17 protein-coding genes and 1 tRNA gene are annotated in these 18,510 nt (G+C 67.4%); 14 read left to right on the forward strand and 4 right to left on the reverse strand.

All coding sequences use genetic code 11. The annotated features are described in order from the left end of the window. The first annotated feature begins 114 nt into the window (after nucleotides 1-114). The 5 genes from DKG75_RS16230 (at nucleotide 115) to DKG75_RS22760 (ending at nucleotide 5,210) form a co-directional block, all read left to right on the forward strand. Nucleotides 115-2,055 (forward strand): TonB-dependent receptor plug domain-containing protein, encoded by a 1,941-nt coding sequence (locus tag DKG75_RS16230; protein WP_166646493.1) that lies wholly within the window; start codon nucleotides 115-117, stop codon nucleotides 2,053-2,055. After that, on the forward strand, nucleotides 2,055-2,627 hold the full coding sequence (locus DKG75_RS16235; protein ID WP_109922207.1) for a DUF7676 family protein: 573 nt from the start codon (nucleotides 2,055-2,057) through the stop codon (nucleotides 2,625-2,627). Before DKG75_RS16230 ends, DKG75_RS16235 begins: the two co-directional genes overlap by 1 nt. Next, nucleotides 2,615-3,439, forward strand: a complete 825-nt coding sequence (locus DKG75_RS16240) for an ABC transporter substrate-binding protein (RefSeq protein ID WP_208112083.1) — start codon at nucleotides 2,615-2,617, stop codon at nucleotides 3,437-3,439. Before DKG75_RS16235 ends, DKG75_RS16240 begins: the two co-directional genes overlap by 13 nt. A gap of 143 nt (nucleotides 3,440-3,582) precedes the next feature. Continuing rightward, entirely contained in the window at nucleotides 3,583-4,047 is a 465-nt protein-coding gene (locus tag DKG75_RS16245; protein ID WP_109922208.1) for a DUF6508 domain-containing protein, read from the forward strand. A gap of 668 nt (nucleotides 4,048-4,715) precedes the next feature. After that, complete coding sequence (locus tag DKG75_RS22760; protein ID WP_133636977.1) at nucleotides 4,716-5,210, forward strand: hypothetical protein; 495 nt, start codon at nucleotides 4,716-4,718, stop codon at nucleotides 5,208-5,210. 3 nt (nucleotides 5,211-5,213) lie between these two features. Here the strand turns inward: DKG75_RS22760 and DKG75_RS16250 are convergent. Further along, nucleotides 5,214-5,303 (reverse strand) — tRNA-Ser (locus DKG75_RS16250). Between the two features lie 234 nt (nucleotides 5,304-5,537). Continuing rightward, entirely contained in the window at nucleotides 5,538-6,851 is a 1,314-nt protein-coding gene (locus DKG75_RS16255; RefSeq protein ID WP_109922209.1) for an MmgE/PrpD family protein, read from the reverse strand. Nucleotides 6,852-6,927: 76 nt separating this feature from the next. Between DKG75_RS16255 and DKG75_RS16260 the strand changes: the two genes are divergently transcribed. From DKG75_RS16260 to DKG75_RS16300, 9 genes are all read left to right on the forward strand, one after another. Continuing rightward, nucleotides 6,928-7,989 (forward strand): lytic murein transglycosylase, encoded by a 1,062-nt coding sequence (locus tag DKG75_RS16260; RefSeq protein WP_166646492.1) that lies wholly within the window; start codon nucleotides 6,928-6,930, stop codon nucleotides 7,987-7,989. A 94-nt stretch (nucleotides 7,990-8,083) separates the two neighbouring features. Then, nucleotides 8,084-9,046, forward strand: a complete 963-nt coding sequence (locus DKG75_RS23805) for a septal ring lytic transglycosylase RlpA family protein (protein ID WP_279573936.1) — start codon at nucleotides 8,084-8,086, stop codon at nucleotides 9,044-9,046. A 34-nt stretch (nucleotides 9,047-9,080) separates the two neighbouring features. After that, the gene (locus DKG75_RS16270; RefSeq protein ID WP_208112082.1) at nucleotides 9,081-10,235 is read left to right on the forward strand and encodes a D-alanyl-D-alanine carboxypeptidase family protein; all 1,155 of its coding nucleotides are present in this window, start codon (nucleotides 9,081-9,083) and stop codon (nucleotides 10,233-10,235) included. A gap of 4 nt (nucleotides 10,236-10,239) precedes the next feature. Then, nucleotides 10,240-10,875, forward strand: a complete 636-nt coding sequence (gene tmk, locus DKG75_RS16275; RefSeq protein ID WP_109922211.1) for a dTMP kinase — start codon at nucleotides 10,240-10,242, stop codon at nucleotides 10,873-10,875. Nucleotides 10,876-10,938: 63 nt separating this feature from the next. Beyond that, nucleotides 10,939-12,108, forward strand: coding sequence for a DNA polymerase III subunit delta' (locus DKG75_RS16280; protein ID WP_243746539.1), 1,170 nt, complete (start codon nucleotides 10,939-10,941; stop codon nucleotides 12,106-12,108). A 38-nt stretch (nucleotides 12,109-12,146) separates the two neighbouring features. After that, nucleotides 12,147-13,694 (forward strand): methionine--tRNA ligase, encoded by a 1,548-nt coding sequence (gene metG / locus DKG75_RS16285; protein ID WP_109922213.1) that lies wholly within the window; start codon nucleotides 12,147-12,149, stop codon nucleotides 13,692-13,694. A 10-nt stretch (nucleotides 13,695-13,704) separates the two neighbouring features. Beyond that, entirely contained in the window at nucleotides 13,705-14,499 is a 795-nt protein-coding gene (locus DKG75_RS16290; RefSeq protein ID WP_109922214.1) for a TatD family hydrolase, read from the forward strand. 14 nt (nucleotides 14,500-14,513) lie between these two features. Further along, nucleotides 14,514-15,269 carry an MBL fold metallo-hydrolase gene (locus DKG75_RS16295; RefSeq protein ID WP_109922215.1) on the forward strand — a complete coding sequence of 252 codons (756 nt, stop codon included), beginning with the start codon at nucleotides 14,514-14,516 and terminating at the stop codon, nucleotides 15,267-15,269. 82 nt (nucleotides 15,270-15,351) lie between these two features. Beyond that, nucleotides 15,352-16,737: a hypothetical protein gene (locus DKG75_RS16300; protein ID WP_109922216.1), complete on the forward strand. Its 1,386-nt coding sequence runs from the start codon at nucleotides 15,352-15,354 to the stop codon at nucleotides 16,735-16,737. 33 nt (nucleotides 16,738-16,770) lie between these two features. Here the strand turns inward: DKG75_RS16300 and ychF are convergent, their stop codons facing one another. Both ychF and pth read right to left on the reverse strand, forming a co-directional pair. Next, entirely contained in the window at nucleotides 16,771-17,871 is a 1,101-nt protein-coding gene (gene ychF / locus DKG75_RS16305) for a redox-regulated ATPase YchF (protein WP_109922217.1), read from the reverse strand. A gap of 1 nt (nucleotide 17,872) precedes the next feature. Then, nucleotides 17,873-18,490, reverse strand: coding sequence for an aminoacyl-tRNA hydrolase (gene pth / locus DKG75_RS16310; RefSeq protein ID WP_109922218.1), 618 nt, complete (start codon nucleotides 18,488-18,490; stop codon nucleotides 17,873-17,875). Between the last annotated feature and the right edge of the window lie 20 nt (nucleotides 18,491-18,510).

An 18,510-nucleotide genomic window follows, 5' to 3' on the forward strand; every position in this document is an offset into this window, starting at 1 on the left:
GCTTTCGTCCGGCCGGGGGCGGCGCTTTGTCGTTCGTCTGTCCGCGTCCGCGGACGGGGCAGGATGCTTGCGCCCATTTTCCGGCCGGCGCCTGCCCGCATGCAGGGGGTCATCATGCTGCGGCTTGGGGTCTTGTTCACCACCGTCTCGACCATCGCTCTGGCCGCCGTCGCCGGCGCCCGCGCCGAGGAGGCGGAATTTCTGCCGGAAGTTTCCGTCAGCGCCAATCGCGGCGAAGCGACGCCGCTGACCGCGGTCGGCAGCGCCGTCACCATCATCACCGCCGCGGAACTGGAAGCGAAGCAGGTGCGCGTGATCTCCGACGCCCTGCGCCTCATTCCCGGCGTCGCGGTCAGCCGCACCGGCACCATCGGCAACCAGACCCAGGTCCGCATCCGCGGTTCCGAAGGGAACCAGACCCTGGTGATGATCGACGGTGTCGTCGTCAACAATCCGGCCTCCAGTTCCGAATTCGATTTCGGCCACCTGCTGACCCAGGATGTCGAGCGGATCGAGGTGCTGCGCGGGCCGCAAAGCGCGCTTTACGGCTCGGACGCGGTCGGCGGCGTGATCAATATCATCACGAAGAAGGGCGGCGGCACGCCCACGGTCACGGCCAGCCTCGAGGGCGGCAGCAATGCGACCGTGATCGGCAATGTCTCGGCCGCCGCCGCGGGGGAGGGGTTCTCGATCCGCGCCGGCACCACCGCGACCACGACCGAGGGCACGTCCTCGGCCGCCAAATGGCGCGGCAACGGCGAGGACGACGCCTATCGCGGCATCACCTCCTATGTGAATGCCAGCTTCGATCCCCTGAAGATGCTCGGCTTCGACGTCGTCTTCCGCGACAGCCATTTCAAGGGCGAATACGACGATTTCGGCCTGCGCCCGGGCGATACCACCAGCGTCTACCAATATGCCTATGACGCCAATTCCGGCTCGCGCGGGGACGAGACCTTCGCCCGCGGCCAGGCCCGCCTGTCCCTGCTCGACGGCCGGTGGAGCCACAAGCTCGGCCTCGCCCATTTCCGCACCGAGATGGATTACCTCGGCAACGGCGCCGTCACCTCGTCGTCGAAGGGCGAGAGCACGACCTATGATTACCAGACCGATTACAGCTTCGACACGCCGGCGCTCGCCGCCGCCCATCTCGTCACCTTCGCCTATGAGCACAAGCGCGACGAGATCGATTCCTATGTCGAGAAGGAGGTCGAGCAGGATTCCTACGTCGGCCAGTACCAGCTGCGCCTGTTCGAGGACCTGAGCCTGACCGGCGCCGTCCGCCGCGATACCCACGACCTGTTCGAGGATGCGACCACCTTCCGCCTGACCTCGGCCTATTACCTCGACGGCACGGGGACCAAGTTCCGCGCCTCCTATGGCACCGGGGTGAAGAACCCGACCATCAACGAACTCTACGGCTTCGGCGGCAGCTACAAGGGCAACCCGGACCTGAAGCCGGAAAAGGGCAAGGGCTGGGATGCCGGCATCGACCAGTCCTTCTTCGCCGACCGCCTGACCCTGGGCCTGACCTATTTCGACCAGCGGATCACCGACGAGATCGGCACCGCCTATGTCTTCGATGCCGGCAGCGGCACCTTCGTCGGCACGCCGGTCAACGATCCCGCGACCTCGCGCCACCGCGGCGTCGAAGTCGAGCTTCTGGCCCAGCCGGTCGAGGCCCTGACCGTCCGTCTCTCCTATAGTTACACCCACGCCCGGGACGGCAAGACCCGGATGGCCGAGGTCCGCCGCCCGGCCAACCAGGGCAGCCTCGACATCGGCTACCGCTTCCTCGACGGCAGGGCCAGCGCCAATCTCGGCCTCGTCTATACCGGCGACTTCAAGGACGTGGTCTATACCAGGACCTGGTCGTCCGTCGTCTATGACATGGACAGTTACGTCGTCGCCAATATCGCCGGTTCCTACCGGCTGACCGATGCGGTCGAGGTCTTCGGCCGGGTCGAGAACCTGTTCGACGAGAACTACGAGGAAGTCTATTCCTACGGCTCCCTCGGCCGGTCGGCCTTTGCCGGCGTGAAGGCGACGTTCTGATGAACGCCGTCTCCCGCATCGTCGAGGAGACGGGCAGCGGCCGGGTGGAGATCTTCCCCCTGGCCGTCGAGCCCGATTTCCTGTTCGGCCTGTTCCGGCTGCTGTTCGAGAACCATTGGCACGAAATCGTCTTCGGCCCCTGCGTGCAGGGCGCCGTTTTCGAAATCGCCGTCGATGCCGCACCGAAGAAGGTGAGTATCTTCGACGGTTACCTGACCGTCGATTTCGGCAAGTGGCATTTCCACGTCTGCATCGGCGAGAACAAAGGCGGCCCGCGCAACCCGACGCCGGCCGGGCTTGCCGCCCATCGCCGCACCGCCCGGGCGGAACTGTATCGCAATCTTTCGCCCGAAGGCACGCCGCGGTCCTGGGGCCTGCGCCTGTTCAACGGCGGGGGCGAGCAGCAGATCACCGTGTTTCTGCCCAATCCCCTGCTGACGCCCGAGATGAAGCCGGCCCGGCCGCCGGATTTCGCCCGGCTCGCCCTTTGGGACAAGCTGCGCGAGCGCTGCCTCGGCCTTGCGCCCGATCCCCTGGACCGGACCGCCAAGGGCTTTCCGTGTTCCGGCTAGTCTTGTCTCTGCTGGGGTTGCTGGCGCTCGCGCCGGCGGCCCTGGCCGGGCCCCGGGTCGTCTCGATGAATCTCTGCGCCGACGAACTGGTGCTGCGCCTCGCGGATCCGGGGCAGGTCGCTTCCGTTTCCTATCTCGCGGCCGATCGCCGGATCTCGACCGTTGCCGATCTCGCCGCCGGCCTGCCGCTGAACCATGGCCTGGCGGAAGAAGTGGTGCGCCACGGGCCCGATCTCGTCATCGCCGGGAAATATACCACGCGGACCACCGTCGCCCTGCTGCGCCGCTTCGGCCTGCCGGTGCTCGACCTCGACGTGCCGGTGACCTTCGATGCGGTGGCGGAGCAGATCCGCGAAGTGGCGGCGGCCCTGGAACAACCCGCCCGGGGCGAGGCCCTGATCGCCGCGATCACCGCCGGCCTCGCCGCCGTGCCGGCCCGCGCCCGTCCCTTACGCGCCCTGGTGCTGCGGCCGAATGGCGTCACCGCGGGGCGGGGCTCCCTGGTCGATACGCTGCTGGTCCGGGCCGGCCTCGTCAATCTCGGCGCCGGCGAGGAGTTGCAAGGCTACAGCAGCCTGCCGCTCGAACGGGTGGTCGGCCTGAAGCCGGACCTCCTGATCCTGGACAGCGATCCCTATCCGGCGCCGGCCCTTGCCTATGACGTCCTGCGTCACCCGGTTCTCCAGGACCTGCCCTTCGACCTCGAGGTGATCGGCGTGCCCAACCGCCTGTGGACCTGCGCCGGTCCCGGCATCGTCGAAGCCCTGGGCATCCTGGCCGGGGAGGGTTACACCCGGCTGTCGGGCCGCTGAGGCTTGCAGGCGGCGCCGGGCTTGCCGTCATCCCCCATGCCGGTGGTGACGATGCGTGGTGTCCCGCCCTTTGCCTGCGCTATGATCGGACGTAACGCAAACGCCGCCGGCCGTTACGTGAGCAATAACAGGGAACAGAGCCTATGAAGACTAGCGGGGAGAGTGTCGGCGCAAGGGGGAACCGGTGCCTGACGACAGACCTTCGGGCCCTGGCGGACTTTCTGCCGGCCTTCCGACAGCCGGAGTTCAAGGCGGGGGAATGGAAGGGCGGCAACGAGACCAAACCCGGCGTCATTCAGATACCTTATGTTTCCTATGCTCCGGTTGTCGGTGCGTTCTGCAGGGCCGTCTATGAGCATGGCTGGATAAAGGTTTTCGACTGGATGACATGGACGCAATCCGACGAAGCAAGGTCATTGCGGGACGACGAGGCCGTCATCGGCAACGCCACGCCGGAGCAGCTTGCGCATTTGCTGACCGCTTGCATCCGGCAGGATCGCTTTGCCGAAGGCGCACTGATGGGCGCCTTTGAATCGGGCCTAATCCTGCGCATCGTCGAACGCGCCGCCGTCCTTGCGGAAGCCGCATCACTCTCGAATGAAGGGTAAGAAGCGGAGCCCATCATGGTGGGGTTCTCACGTACAAAGCCGGCGTAGCTGGCGCGGTCGAGCGCTGAAAGCGACGACTGAATATCTCGGATGATTTCAACGACATATTCGCCAAGCGGAAGCATGACAAACGGAATGGCCCACGCCTCGCGTTGGGCGACGATCGAATTGAGCGCTTTCTGACGCAGGTAGCCATCGGTGCTCCGCGACAACAAGCAGCGCGCAAATGGCGACCGCTGATATATGTCTCCGACGGCATCGGAGTCTGTCAGGAAATGCAGGCGATAGGGGATGTGGAGGCGCTCGCCCAGCAGGTTGACGCAATGTGCCGGTTGTCGATAGCTGTCGTCCACGCCGGGCGCGAGCTCTTGGCGGGCTATCGGGCTGGCATACGGCAGCTTCGACGCCTACGCTGCTCCGGTACAGGTCGAGATTGAGGCCGGCAGGCTGGGCAGCCGGGACATGGCAGTCGTGGTCATCGCCTTGAGGGCTTTGGAAACCAATGGGGCGCAGTGGCCGTCATAGACTGAAGTCTCCAGCCGTGCCCTGTGCGCAGCCTCGCCTAACGGCGGGGCTGTTACTTTGAGGGGAGCGTTGTGTGCGGAGGCGCTTGAATTCCTGAAATTGCGTCCGATATGGTGGGAAGATAAAATGCTAGGGAGGCGGGAATGAGCGACGAGAATGATATCTTTGGGGCGGGAAGAGATTCAAATATTGATGAATTTGTATCAAAATTTACTCTCCTTGGTTATTCAAGCGCGGAGATTGTTAAGATAATTTTAAAAATATCAAAATTCGGCTCTCATCAAGATCTAGAAAAAACCATAAATTCTGTAATTTCAAGAACTGAGGAGCCGTCAGCAGAAATTATGTTTATAATAAAATTCTTGCTAGAAACTCATATTTATCTTTCAAGAATTTACGGTGAAGCGGGTTGGTGCCAAAATCAGTCTGGATGTCTCGTCAGAGAGATTGCTGGTTATTCGATTAGAATTGAGCCTAAACAAAATGGCCGCTGGCAGGCTCATTTCCAAAGCCAGAGCGACAATAATGATATTTTCGACTTTTCAATTCACTTTCAAACTCTTGATGCCGCCAAGCGTTGGGCACTTTTGACAGCAGCATACGGTGGTCGATTGGATGATAGATATCACGGCACTTAATTTTGGCGGTTGGGGTGGGATTCGAACCCACGGACGGGTTACCCCGTCGCTAGTTTTCAAGACTAGAGCCTTAAACCGCTCGGCCACCCAACCTAACCGAATCTCGGATGCAGCTAGAAATACGCTAGACGCTGCGCCCGGCGCAAGCTCGCAAGCGGTGACGAGCACGCCTTAACCTATTGTAATTGCTATATGTTTGTCGTTTGTTCTGCCTGCGTGGCGAGCAACCTCCGCCAGCTTTCAAGACCGCTGCCTTAAACCACTCGGCCACACTTCCGTGGCGGACCTTTTAGCCTTGCTTGGCCGTGTTTCGCAAGCCTGCCCGGGTCAGGCGAGGCCGACGAAGGGAGAGAGGTCGGGCAGGGGGCCGTTGTCGGCGAAGGCGAGCAGGCCGACGATCAGGCGGCCGGCGAGGGCGGGGCCGATCCTGGCGTGGCCCAGCAGCATTTTTGCCTTTTCCGTCAGGGCGGCGCGGTCGAGCGGGTTTTCCGGGTCGCCCAGGGCGTGGTCGCGGGCGGCGGCCAGGGTCGTGCCGTCGGCCAGGGTCACGCGGACCGCGCTGCCCCAGGCCCGGGGATAGGCGGCGGCATAGGCCTTGCCGGTCGCGGGGGTGACCAGGGCGCGAAGGGGGGCGAGGCGGGCGCGGGCCTCGGCTTCGAAACTGTCGAAATTCACCCGGCCGTCGCCGAGCGCCGCGGCGACGCAATGGTGCAGCGAGAATTTCGCCTCATAGGGGCTCTGCGGGTCCGGCCGGTCGCAGACGTCGAGGGCGGCCGGATAGGTGTCGACGGCGATGGCGCGGATGGCGCGGCCATTGACGCCGGGGGCAAGTTCCAGGGCGGCGTCGATCGCCGGATGGGTGTGGCGGCACGACGGCCAGGGCTTGATCGAGGTCTGCGTCAGCGCCCAGGGGCCGTCCGGATCGGCGAGCACGGCCGCGGGCACCGCATCCGGGCAGGCGGCGCGGAAGAAACCCTTGTCGCCTTCGAGAATATGCGGCGGGCCGGAAAAGCCCCGCGCGGCCAGATCGGCGGCATTCACCCCGGCGGCGGCGGCATGGCCGGCATGGAGATGCTTGGTCATCGCCCCGGTCTCGATGAATTGCCACAGCCCGGCCGACTGGCTGCCGGCATTGCCGAGGGCGGCGACCATGCCCGCCCCGTCGAGGCCGAGCAGGCGCCCGGCGGCGGCGGCGGCGCCATAGGGCCCGCAGGTCGCGGTATTGTGCCAGATCCGGTAATGCGCCGGCCCGACCGCCGCGCCGATCCGGCACGCCGCCTCGAAGCCCCAGAGCACGGCATCGAGGAACGCATGGCCGCCCGCCCCGATGCGGTTGGCGACGGCAAGCGCCGCCGGCACCACCACGCAGCCCGGATGCACGACCGAGGCGCGATGCAGGTCGTCGACCTCGAGAATATGGGTGAGGGCACCATAGACGAAGGCGCGGCCGGCACTGTCGCGCGGTTCGGCCCCCGCCCAGTCGGTGAGGATGCGCCCGGGTGCGCTCTGCCGCCCGGCCAGGGCGTTGGCCAGCGCGTCGAGGGCGAACAGGGCGGCGGCCGCCCGGTCGCCGGCGGTGATCGGCTTGGCCCGGATCAGGGCGTCGAGCCCGGCGGTGAGGGAAGTCTTTTCGGTCGTCATCGGGCGTCACCATGGCCCCAGGGCCCTTGGTATGGCAAACAGGATGGAGCAGCGATTCGAAACAAACCAGAGCAAGATGACACATGCGGACAGCCGGGGCCGGTTCTACCGTCGCCCGGTCATGCTTCTTTTGCTGGCGGGCCTGACCGCCTGCGCCGCCCAGACCGGCCAAGCCCCCGCCCGCCCGGCGGCCGGGGCGACCGCGGCCCAGCCCGGCGCGGCCCCGGCCGTGCCCGCGGTCCCCGACCAGGATTTCGACACCTGGCTGCGCGCCTTCAAGACCGAGGCGCTGGCCAAGGGCATCGCCCGCCGCACGCTTGACGGCGCCTTCGCCGGCGTCACCCCCAATCCGCGCGTCGTCGAACTGGACCGGCGCCAGCCGGAAGGGCGCATCACCTTCTCGCGCTATTACGAGAACACGGTGCCGCCCCGGATCGAGCGCGGCCGCCGCATGCTGGCGGAGAATGCCGAGGTCCTGAGCCGGGTCGCCGGCACTTACGGCGTGCCGTCCCGGGTCGTGGTCGCGCTTTGGGGCGTCGAGACCAGTTTCGGCGTCAACCAGGGCAAATTCTCCATCGTCCGCTCGCTGGCGACCCTCGCCTATGAGGGGCGGCGCGCCGAATTCTTCCGCGGCGAATTGCTGAACGCCCTGACCATCATGGACCAGGAAGGCTTCAGCAGCGAAAAAATGGTCGGTTCCTGGGCCGGCGCCATGGGGCAGTGCCAGTTCATGCCCTCGTCCTACCTGAAATGGGCGGTCGATTTCGACGGCGACGGCCACCGCGACATCTGGGCGACCAGGGCCGACGTCTTCGCCTCCGCCGCCAACTACCTGAAGCAGAACGGCTGGGTCCCGGGCGAGGGCTGGGGCCGCCGGGTGGCGATCCCGGCCAATCTGCCGCGCGGCCTGACCGGCCTCGAAACCAGGAAGACCCTGGCGGAATGGCAGGCCCTGGGCGTGCGCCTGCCCGGCGGCGCCGACCTGCCGGCGGCGGAGATGACCGCCTCGCTGATCAACCCGGGCGACGAGGGCAACCATTGGCTGGTCTATGAGAATTTCCGCGTCATCATGCGCTGGAACCGCTCGACCTATTTTGCCATGTCGGTCCTGTCGCTGGCCGACGAAATCGGCCGGTGAGCGGTAATATGTTGAGGCGGCCTGCACATGGCACGCAAAATGCTGTAGTCATGTGGGCTATTGCCGACATCGTGACGCTTGCCGGAGCGCGCCCGTGATTCCCGCCCCCCATTCCCGTCTGTTCCCGCGCTGGCGCGCCACCGCGCTCGGCCTTGCCCTGATGGCGGCGACGCTCGGCGCCTGCGCCTCGCGCGAGGACGAGCGGAACCTGACCACGCGCCCCGGCGTCGTCCAGGCGACCTTGAAGCCCTATCAGATCAAGGGCGTCTGGTATTATCCGAAGATCGACTGGAGCTACGACGAGACCGGCATCGCCTCGTGGTACGGCGAGCCTTTCCACGGCCGCAAGACCGCGATCGGCGAAATCTACGACATGAACCAGATGACGGCCGCGCATAAGACGCTGCAACTGCCGGCCGACGTGAAGGTGACCAACCTCGAGAACGGCCGCTCGATCATGGTGCGGGTGAACGACCGCGGCCCCTTCGTCAACGGCCGCATCATCGACCTGTCGCGCCGCGCCGCCCAATTGCTCGGCTTCGAGGGGCAGGGCACGGCCCGGGTGCGGGTCCAGGTGGTGGACGAGAGCGGCCGCCCCGGCGTCTCCACCCTGCCGGCGGCCCAGACCACGCCGGAGGAGCGGACCGCCGCCGCCGCCGCCCCGGTCGGCGACGTGACTTCCGCGCCCCTGGCGCCGCCGCCGGGCGCCCGCGGCACCGCCGGGCCCCAGCCGGCCCGGCCGGCGCCCACCACCGGCTCGCCGTTCCCGCCGTCGGCCGTGCCGGCCAGTCCGCCGCCGCCCGTGGTGACCCAGACGGCGGTGCGCCCGACCGGCATCTATATCCAGGCCGGCGCCTTCCTCCAGCCCGGCAATGCGGAACGGCTGCGCACCCGCCTTGCCCGCTACGGCAAGGCTTTCGTCGCCCGGGCGACGATCGGCAACCAGCAATTCTACCGCGTCCGCCTCGGCCCCCTGAAGGATGTGGACGAGGCGGATATCCTGCTCGATCAGATCATCGCGTCGGGCGAGACCGGCGCCCGCATCGTGGTTGAATAATCGTTGTCGTATTGACGGAAGCGGAGAGCAAGCCATGCCGCATATCCTGAACCGCCGCCTTGTCATGGCGCTGGCCGGCCTCGCCCTGCTGGCCGCGCCTTTCCGCGCCGCCTGTGCCGAGGCGCTGGAAACCCCCGCGCGCGAGGCCGTGCTGATCGACCTGTCGACCGATACCGTACTCTTCGAGAAGAATGCGGATGCGCCGATGGTGCCGTCGTCCATGACCAAGCTGATGACGATCTACCTGCTGTTCGACAAGCTGGCCAAGGGCGCCATCAAGATGGAGGACGAACTCCCCGTCTCGGAGCGGGCCTGGCGCATGGGCGGCTCGAAGATGTTCGTCCATGTCGGCGACCGGGTGAAGGTCTCGGACCTGCTGCGCGGCATCATCGTCCAGTCCGGCAACGACGCCTGCATCGTGGTGGCGGAGGGGCTGTCCTCGACCGAGGAAGCCTTCGCCGCCCAGATGACGGCCCGGGGCAAGGACATGGGCCTGAAGAGCAGCACTTTCCGCAATGCCAGCGGCTGGCCCGATCCCCAGCACCGCATGACCGCCCGCGACCTCGCGCTGCTCGGCGAGCGGCTGATCCTCGACTTCCCGCAGTATTACCCGCTCTTTGCCGAGCGCTCGTTCAAATACAATAATATCGAACAGGCGAACCGCGATCCGCTGCTCGGCGTCGTGCCGGGGGCGGACGGGCTGAAGACCGGCCATACCGACGAGGGCGGCTATGGCCTCGTCGGCTCCGCCATCCGCGACGGGCGCCGCCTGCTGCTGGTCGTCAACGGCCTGACCAGCATGCGCGAGCGGGCCCAGGAATCCGCCCGCATCCTCGAATGGGGCTTCCGCGAATTCCAGACCTATACGATGGCGAAGAAGGGCGAGACCCTGGCCGAGGCCCGGGTCTGGCAGGGCGACGAAGATACGGTGCCCCTGACCGTGGCCCAGGACGCGCGGGTGACGCTGCGCCGGGTCGCCCGGGCCACCATGGTGGTCAAGGTGGTCTACGACGGTCCGGTGCCGGCGCCGATCAAGGCCGGCGACCAGATCGCCCGGCTGGAGATCACGGCCCCCGACATGCCGGCGATTTCCCTGCCGCTGGTCGCCGGTCGCGATGTCGAGCGCCAGGGCTTCGTCGGCCGCATCTTCACCTCGCTGCGCTATCTCGTCGCCGGCGACGCGAGCTGAGGTCATGCCCGGCCGCTTCATCGTTCTCGAGGGCGGCGAGGGCGCGGGCAAGACCGGCGCCATCGCCTTTCTCGCTGCCGAGCTGACGGCCCGGGGCCACCGGGTGGTGCCGACCCGCGAACCCGGCGGCACGCCCGAGGGCAAGGCCCTGCGCGCTCTGCTGCTGTCCGAAAACGGCCTGGACTGGGCGCCGGACGCCGAATTGCTGCTGATGAACGCCGACCGGGTGCAGCATCTCGAGCGGGTGGTGCGGCCGGCATTGCAGGCGGGCGCGATCGTGATCAGCGACCGCTACGCCGGCTCGACCATCGCTTATCAGGGGGCGGGGCGGGGCCTGGGGGTCGAGCGCGTCATCGACCTGCACCGCGAGATCCAGCATGATTTCTGGCCGGACCTGACCATCGTGCTCGATATCCCGCCCGAGGTCGGCCTTGCCCGCAGCCGCGCCCGGCTGGCCGGCGGCGGCATCGACGAGGGCCGCTTCGAAGGGTTGGACCTTGACTTCCACCGCCGGGTCCGCCAGTCGTTCCTGGCCCAGGCGGCGCATATGGGCCGCCATGCCGCGGTGATCGACGCCACCCTGCCGCCGGATGCGGTGCAGGCGGCGGCGCTGGCCGCCGTGCTGCGGGTCCTGGGGTAGGGCGGCGATGGCGGTGTTTTCCCCCTCACCCCGACCCTCTCCCCCAAGGGGGCGAGGGAGAACATGGCATCGACTCCCTCGCCCCCCTGGGGAGAGGGCCGGGGTGAGGGGGGGGCGGGCCGCCTGACGCCGATGGCCAAGACCGAACCCCTCGTCATCCCGCACCCCCGCGCCACCGCCGACCTGATCGGCCATGGCGAGGCGGAGGCCGCGATCCTGGACGCCATCGCCGGCGGCAAGCTGCATCACGCCTGGCTGCTGACCGGGCCGCGCGGGATCGGCAAGGCGACCTTGGCCTATCGCTTCGCGCGCTATCTCTTCGCCCACGGCCTTGATGGCGGCCCGGTCGACATGTTCGGCGCCGGCCCCTCCAGCCTGGACATCGCCGCCGACGATCCCCTGTTCAAGCGGATCGCCGCCGGCGGCCACCCGGACCTCGTCACCCTGGAGCGGGAGGAGAACCCCCGCACCAAGGTGCTGCGCGACGAGATCGTGATCGATCAGGTGCGCGACCTGGCCGGTTTCTTCGCCATGACCCCGGCGGAAGGCGGCTTCCGCGTCGCCGTCATCGATGCGATCGACGAGATGAACCGCAATGCGGCCAACGCCCTCCTGAAGCTGCTGGAGGAGCCGCCGCCCCGGTCCGTCCTGATCCTGGTCGCCCATGCCCCGGGGCGCCTGTTGCCCACCATCCGCTCGCGCTGCCGCCGCCTTGCGCTGCGGCCGCTGGGGGAGGCGGATGTCGCCGCGATCCTGACCCGTCTCGCCCCCGCCGTGCCGCAGGAGGATATCCGCGGCCTGTGCCGGCTGGCGGACGGCAGCCCCGGGCGGGCGCTGGCCCTGGCGGCGGCGGGCGGCCTGTCGCATTACCGGGCGATCGCCGATCTTCTGGTCCCGGTCGCGCGCCGCCAGGGGCTGGACGTCAAGGCGGTGAACGAGCTTGCCGACCGTTTCGCCGGCCGCGAGGGCGGCGACCTGTTCCGCCTGACCTTCGAATTGCTCGGCCTCTATCTCGTCCGCCTCGTCCGGCTGGCGGCGACCGGGCGGATCGACGAGGCAATGATGGGCGAGGGCGCGGGCATGCGGGCGCTGGCGGGTGCTGCGCGGCTTGAACGCTGGGGCGAGGTATGGGAGAAGATCAACGCCTTGGCCGCGCGCGCCGAGGCGGTCAACCTTGACCGCAGACAGGTTCTTGTCGCCGCCCTCGGCATGATCGAGCGCTGCGCCCGCTGAACCTGTCCCCTGCGCCGCGGGCCGTCCTGGAGTTTTGCATGGCCTCGACCGAACCGTTCTATATCACGACGGCGATTTCCTATCCGAACGGCGTGCCCCATATCGGCCACGCCTATGAGGCGATCGCCACCGATGCGCTCGCCCGGTTCCAGCGGCTCGACGGCCGCCCGGTCTATTTCCTGACCGGGACCGACGAGCACGGCCAGAAGATGCTGCAGACCGCGCGCCGCGAGGGCCTGAGCACCCAGGCGCTGGCGGACCGCAATTCGGCCCGGTTCCAGGACATGGTGGCGGCCCTCGGCTGCTCCAACGACGATTTCATCCGCACCAGCCAGCCCCGCCACCATGCCGCCTCGCAGGCGATCTGGCAGCGCATGGTCGAGGCCGGCGACATCTACAAGAATGTCTATGCCGGCTGGTATTCCGTGCGCGACGAAGCCTATTACGCCGAGGACGAGACCGAGGTCCGGCCGGACGGGGTGCGTTACGGCCCCCAGGGCACCCCGGTCGAATGGGTGGAGGAGGAGAGCTATTTCTTCCGCCTGTCCGAATACCAGGACAGGCTGCTGGCCCTTTACGAGGCGAACCCGGATTTCATCGGCCCGAACGAGCGCCGCAACGAGGTGGTCAGCTTCGTGAAGCGCGGCCTCAAGGACCTGTCGGTCTCGCGCACCACCTTCGACTGGGGCATCCCGGTGCCCGGCGATCCGAAGCATGTGATGTATGTCTGGGTCGATGCCCTGACCAATTACATCACCGGCGTCGGCTTCCCCGATGAAAACGCCGCGCTCTGGCCGTTCTGGCCGGCCAGCGTGCATATCATCGGCAAGGATATTGTCCGCTTCCACGCGGTCTATTGGCCCGCCTTCCTGATGTCCGCCGGCCTGCCGGTGCCGAAGCGCGTCTTCGCCCACGGCTTCCTGTTCAACAGGGGCGAGAAGATGTCGAAATCGGTCGGCAATGTGATCGATCCCTTCTCGCTGATCGAGACCTACGGCCTCGACCAGCTGCGCTATTTCTTCCTGCGCGAAGTGCCCTTCGGCCAGGATGGCAACTACAGCCACGAGGCGATCGTCAACCGCATCAATGCCGATCTCGCCAATGACCTCGGCAATCTCGCCCAGCGCTCGCTGTCGATGATCGCGAAGAATGCGGGCGCCGCGGTGCCGGCGCTGGGCGCCCTGTCGGACAATGACCAGGCGATCCTGGCCGAGGCGGACGGGCTTTACGAGATCGCCAGGGCGGCCTTCGGCCGGCAGGAAATCCATGTCGCGCTGTCGGCGATCTGGGCCTGCGTCGCCAATGCCAACCGCTATTTCGCGGGCGAGGCGCCCTGGGGCCTGAAGAAGACCGATCCGGCGCGCATGGAAACCGTGCTCTATGTAACGGCCGAGGTCATCCGCCAGATCGCCGTCCTGGCCCAGCCGGTGATGCCGGGTGCCGCCAACCGGCTGCTGGACCAATTGGGCGTCGCGGCGGAGGCGCGCAGCTTCGCGGCCCTTGGGGCGGCGGGGCGGCTGGTGCCGGGCACGGCGCTGCCCGCCCCCCAGGGCGTGTTCCCGCGCCATGTCGAAAGTGAAGCGTAAGGGGTAAGCCATGCTGATCGACAGCCATTGCCATCTCGATTTCCCGAATTTCGCCGAGGATCTCGACCAGGTGGTGGCGCGGGCCCGGGCCGCCGGGGTCGGCGCCATGCTGACGATCGGCACCACCCTGGCGAAATCCGCCCAGGTGATCGCGGTGGCCGAGCGTTTTCCCAACATCTGGGCCTCGGTCGGCATCCACCCCCACGAGGCGGAGGCGGAACCGGACGTCCAGGCCCGGACCCTGGTCGAGCTGAGCCGCCACCCCAAGGTGATCGCCATCGGCGAGACCGGCCTCGACTATTTCTACGAGCACGCCCCGCGGGACGCGCAGAAGGCCAATTTCCGCGCCCATATCCAGGCGGCGCGGGAAACCGGCCTGCCCATCATCATCCATACCCGCGATGCCGACGACGACACCGCCGCCATCCTGCGCGATGAAGTGGCGAAGGGGGAATTTCCGGGCCTGATCCATTGCTTCACCTCCGGCGCGGCCCTGGCCGAGGTGGCGGTCGAGCTTGGCCTCTATATCTCCTTCTCCGGCATCGTCACCTTCAAGACCGCGGCCAACCTGCGCGAGATCGCCGCCCGGGTGCCCGCCGGCCGCCTGCTGGTCGAGACCGACAGCCCCTATCTGGCGCCCATCCCGCACCGGGGCAAACGGAACGAACCCGCCTTCGTCGCCGATACGGCCAAGGTGGTGGCGGCGGCCCGGGGCATCGGCACCGACGAGCTGGCGGCGCTGACCACGGCCAATTTCACCCGCCTGTTCACCAAGGCGAATGTCCCGGCCGCGCTCGCGGCCTGAAACGGGGCGGGACGATGAAGGTCACCATCCTCGGCTGCGGCACGTCGGGCGGCGTTCCCTCGATCACCGGCAATTGGGGCGTCTGCGATCCGCTGAACCCGAAGAACCGGCGCCGCCGCGTCTCCATCCTGGTGGAACAGGGGCCGACCACTATCGTCGTCGACGTCTCGCCCGATTTCCGCGAGCAATGTATCTCCGCCGGTGTCCAGCGCCTGGATGCCGTGCTGCTGACCCACGACCATGCCGACCATTGCCACGGCATCGACGACCTGCGCGGCATTGCCGGGGCCATGCGCCAGCGCGTGCCCGTGCACGGCTCGGCCCAGACCATGCGCACGGTGGTGAAGCGCTTCGGCTATGTCTTCGAGGGGCGGGGCGGCTATCCCGCGATCTGCGACAGTATCGAGATCGGCGGCCCGTTCCGCATCGGCGGGATCGATGTCGTGCCCTTCGGCCAGATCCACGGCGATATCGAATCCCTGGGCTTCCGCTTCGGGCCGATCGCCTATTCGACCGACCTGAACGACCTGCCGGAAGAGGGCTTCGCGGCCCTGGCCGGGGTCAAGGTCTGGATCGTCGACGCGCTTCGCCGCACACCCCACCCGAGCCACGCCCATCTGGCCAAGACCCTGACCTGGATCGAGCGGCTGAAGCCCGAGCGCGCGATCCTGACCCATATGACCTGGGAAATGGACTACGACACGCTGTGCGCCGAACTGCCGCCGGGGGTCGAGCCGGCCTATGACGGCATGGTGCTGACCATCGACTGACGGCCGCACGGCGGAACAGGTCCCCGCCGGGCGTGTTTCTGAGCCAGGGACGGCTTCGGCCGGCACCATCAAGGGGATCGACATGCGTTTCTTGTTCGCCGCGCTGGCCCTGGCCCTCGCTCTCGGGGCGCTGCTGGCGCCGGCGCTCTGGAACGGCTATCCCATCACCTTCCACGATACCGGCGGCTATATCGCCCAGTTCAGCGAACCGGACCCGGCCAATGGCCGCGCCGCGCCCTATGGCCTGTTCCTGCTCGGGTTCAAGTGGGGGCTGCATTTCTGGCCGGCGCTGGTCGTCCAGTCCCTGATCGTCATCGCCCTGATCGCCGAGGTCGGGCGCAGCCTGCTGCGCTTTACCGGCCCCGGGCTTGCGGTCTTCACCGGGCTGACTACGGTCCTTCTGGTGCTGGTCACCGGGCTTGCCTGGTACAGCGCCCAATTGTTGCCGGATATCCTGGCGCCCGCCGCCGTGCTCGCCCTCTATCTGCTGATCGAGGGGCGGCCGGGCCGCTCCCGGCTCGGGCAGGCGGGGCTGGTCGCGGTCATCGCCCTCGGTGCGGCCAGCCATACGGGGACGGTCGCCCTGCTGCTCGGCCTCGTGCTCGGGACCCTGGTGGTCATGGGGCTGTTCCGGGCCTGGGGCCGGCGCCGGCTCGGCGGCCTCGGCGTCGGCGCCCTGGCCCTGGTGCTCGGGGTGCTGGCGGTGCCGGTCACCAACAAGGTGATGTTCGACCAGTTCCGCTTCACGCCCGGGGGCGACGTCTTCCTGTTCGGCCGTCTGGTCCAGGACGGGATCGCCAGCCGCTATCTGGCCGACCATTGCCCGGATCCGACCCTGAAGCTCTGCGATTACCAGGCCGCCCTTTACGAGCCGGACGGCCGCCAGATGTCGAACGACAGTTTCCTCTGGTGGGGCGGCAGTCCCCTTTACAAGATGGGCGGCTGGGACGGGGCGGGGCCGGAACTGGCGCGCATCACCTGGGATACCGTGCGTCTCTATCCCGAGCTTCACGCCCGGGCGGCCTTCGACAGTTTCACCCGGCAATTGTTCCTGATCGGCACCGGCGACGGGCTGAACGACACTCATTGGCACACGAGATGGGTGTTCGAGACGCATTTTCCTGAAGAACTGGCGCCGTTCGAAGCCGCGTTCCAGCGCAGCGGCGCCATCCCCTTCGACAGTCTCGACATGGTGAACCTGCCGGTCGGCTATGCCGCCATGGCCCTGCTGCCGGTGATCGCGCTGCTGTTCATGGTCCTGCGCCGGCCGGGACCGGCACGGCTGGCCGCCTTCACCATGGTCGCCCTGGCCGGCAATGCCGCGATCTGCGGGATCCTGTCCAATCCCCACGACCGCTACGAAAGCCGGCTGGTGTGGCTGGCGGTGCTGGCCGCGGTGGTCGCCGGCCTTGCCCTGGTGCGCGGCAGGGATGCCGTGGCCAGGGACGGCGCGACCGGCTCGCCTTGAGGGCTGTTCCCTGCCACGGACGGGGAAACGGCGTCAGGCGTTGAAGCGGAAGTGCAGGATGTCGCCGTCGACGACGGTGTAATCCTTGCCTTCCAGGCGCAGCCGGCCGGCATCCTTGCAGCCGGCTTCGCCGTTGTATTTCACATAGTCGTCATAGGCCATGGTTTCGGCGCGGATGAAGCCGCGCTCGAAATCGGAATGGATGACGCCGGCGGCCCCCGGGCCCTTGGTGCCCTTCACGATGGTCCAGGCGCGGGCTTCCTTGGGGCCGACGGTGAAATAGGTGATCAGGCCGAGCAGGGCATAGCCGGCGCGGATCAGCCGCGACAGGCCGGTTTCCTCCAGCCCGAGGTCGGCGAGGAAGGCGCTGCGCTCCTCGGCGTCGAGCTGGGCCACTTCCGCCTCGATCGCGGCGGAGATGACGACATAGGCCGCCCCTTCGGCCTTGGCCCTGGCGGCGACGAGGTCGCTGTATTTGTTGCCGGCCGCGGCGGAGGCTTCCTCGACATTGCAGACATAGAGCACGGGCTTGGCCGTGATCAGGTCCAGGGTGGCGAAGATCGCCCGCTCGTCGGCCGAAACCTCGACCGCGCGGGCGGGCTTGCCCTCGCGCAGCACGACCAGGGCCCGTTCCATCAGGGCGAGGCGGACCTTGGTTTCCTCGTCCGCGCCGCCCTTCGACTTCTTCTGCAGGGCGGGGACGCGCTTCTCCAGGCTTTCGAGGTCGGCGAGCATCAATTCGGTCTCGATGATCTCGGCGTCCGCCAGGGGATCGACCCGGCCCTCGACATGGGTGATGTCGCCGTCCTCGAAGCAGCGCAGCACATGGCAGACCGCATCGACCTCGCGGATGTGGGACAGGAACTGGTTGCCCAGGCCTTCACCCTTCGAGGCGCCGCGCACGAGGCCGGCGATGTCGACGAAGGTGATCTGGGTCGGGATGATCTGTGCCGAGCCGCCGATCCTGGCGATCGTGTCCAGGCGCGGATCGGGCACGGGCACGAGGCCGACGTTCGGCTCGATCGTGCAGAAGGGATAATTGGCGGCGGCCGCGGCGGCCGTCTCGGTCAGGGCGTTGAACAGGGTCGACTTGCCGACGTTGGGCAGACCGACGATGCCGCACTTGAAGCCCATCTCACTCTCCTGAAGATTTGGCCGGCGCTTGTTTCGCCGGCTTCGGCGGCGCCGTCAACAGCGCGACCTTGGTCTGGAAACCGGCGTCGTTACCCTCGGCCAGCAGGGGCGCCGCCTCGGCGACCGCATCCAGCAGGGGGGTAAGCCAGGCCTGGTCGGCCTTGGCGAAATCGCCGAGCACATGGCGGGTGACCGCGTCCTTGTCGCCCGGGTGACCGATGCCGAGGCGAAGCCGGCGGTAGTCCTTGCCGAGATGGGCGTCGATGGAACGCAGGCCGTTGTGGCCGGCATGGCCGCCGCCCACCTTCATCTTGGTCTTGCCGGGCGCAAGATCGAGTTCGTCGTGCAGGACGACGATATCCTTCAGCGCCAGCTTGTAGAAACGGGCCGCCTCGCCGACGGCGCGGCCGCTTTCGTTCATATAGGTCAGGGGCTTCAGCAGCAGCACCTTGTCGCTGCCGTCGGTCAGCCGGCCCTCCGCCGCCTCGCCCTGAAAGGCGCGTTTCCACGGGGAAAAGCGATGGCGGCCGTGGATGGCGTCCAGCGCCATGAAGCCGATATTGTGCCGGTTGCCGGCATATTGGCTGCCGGGATTGCCGAGACCGACGAGGAGCAGCACGAAACAATCCCTCCTCGGGG

This window comes from Zavarzinia compransoris, from assembly GCF_003173055.1.
Classification (GTDB): domain Bacteria; phylum Pseudomonadota; class Alphaproteobacteria; order Zavarziniales; family Zavarziniaceae; genus Zavarzinia; species Zavarzinia compransoris.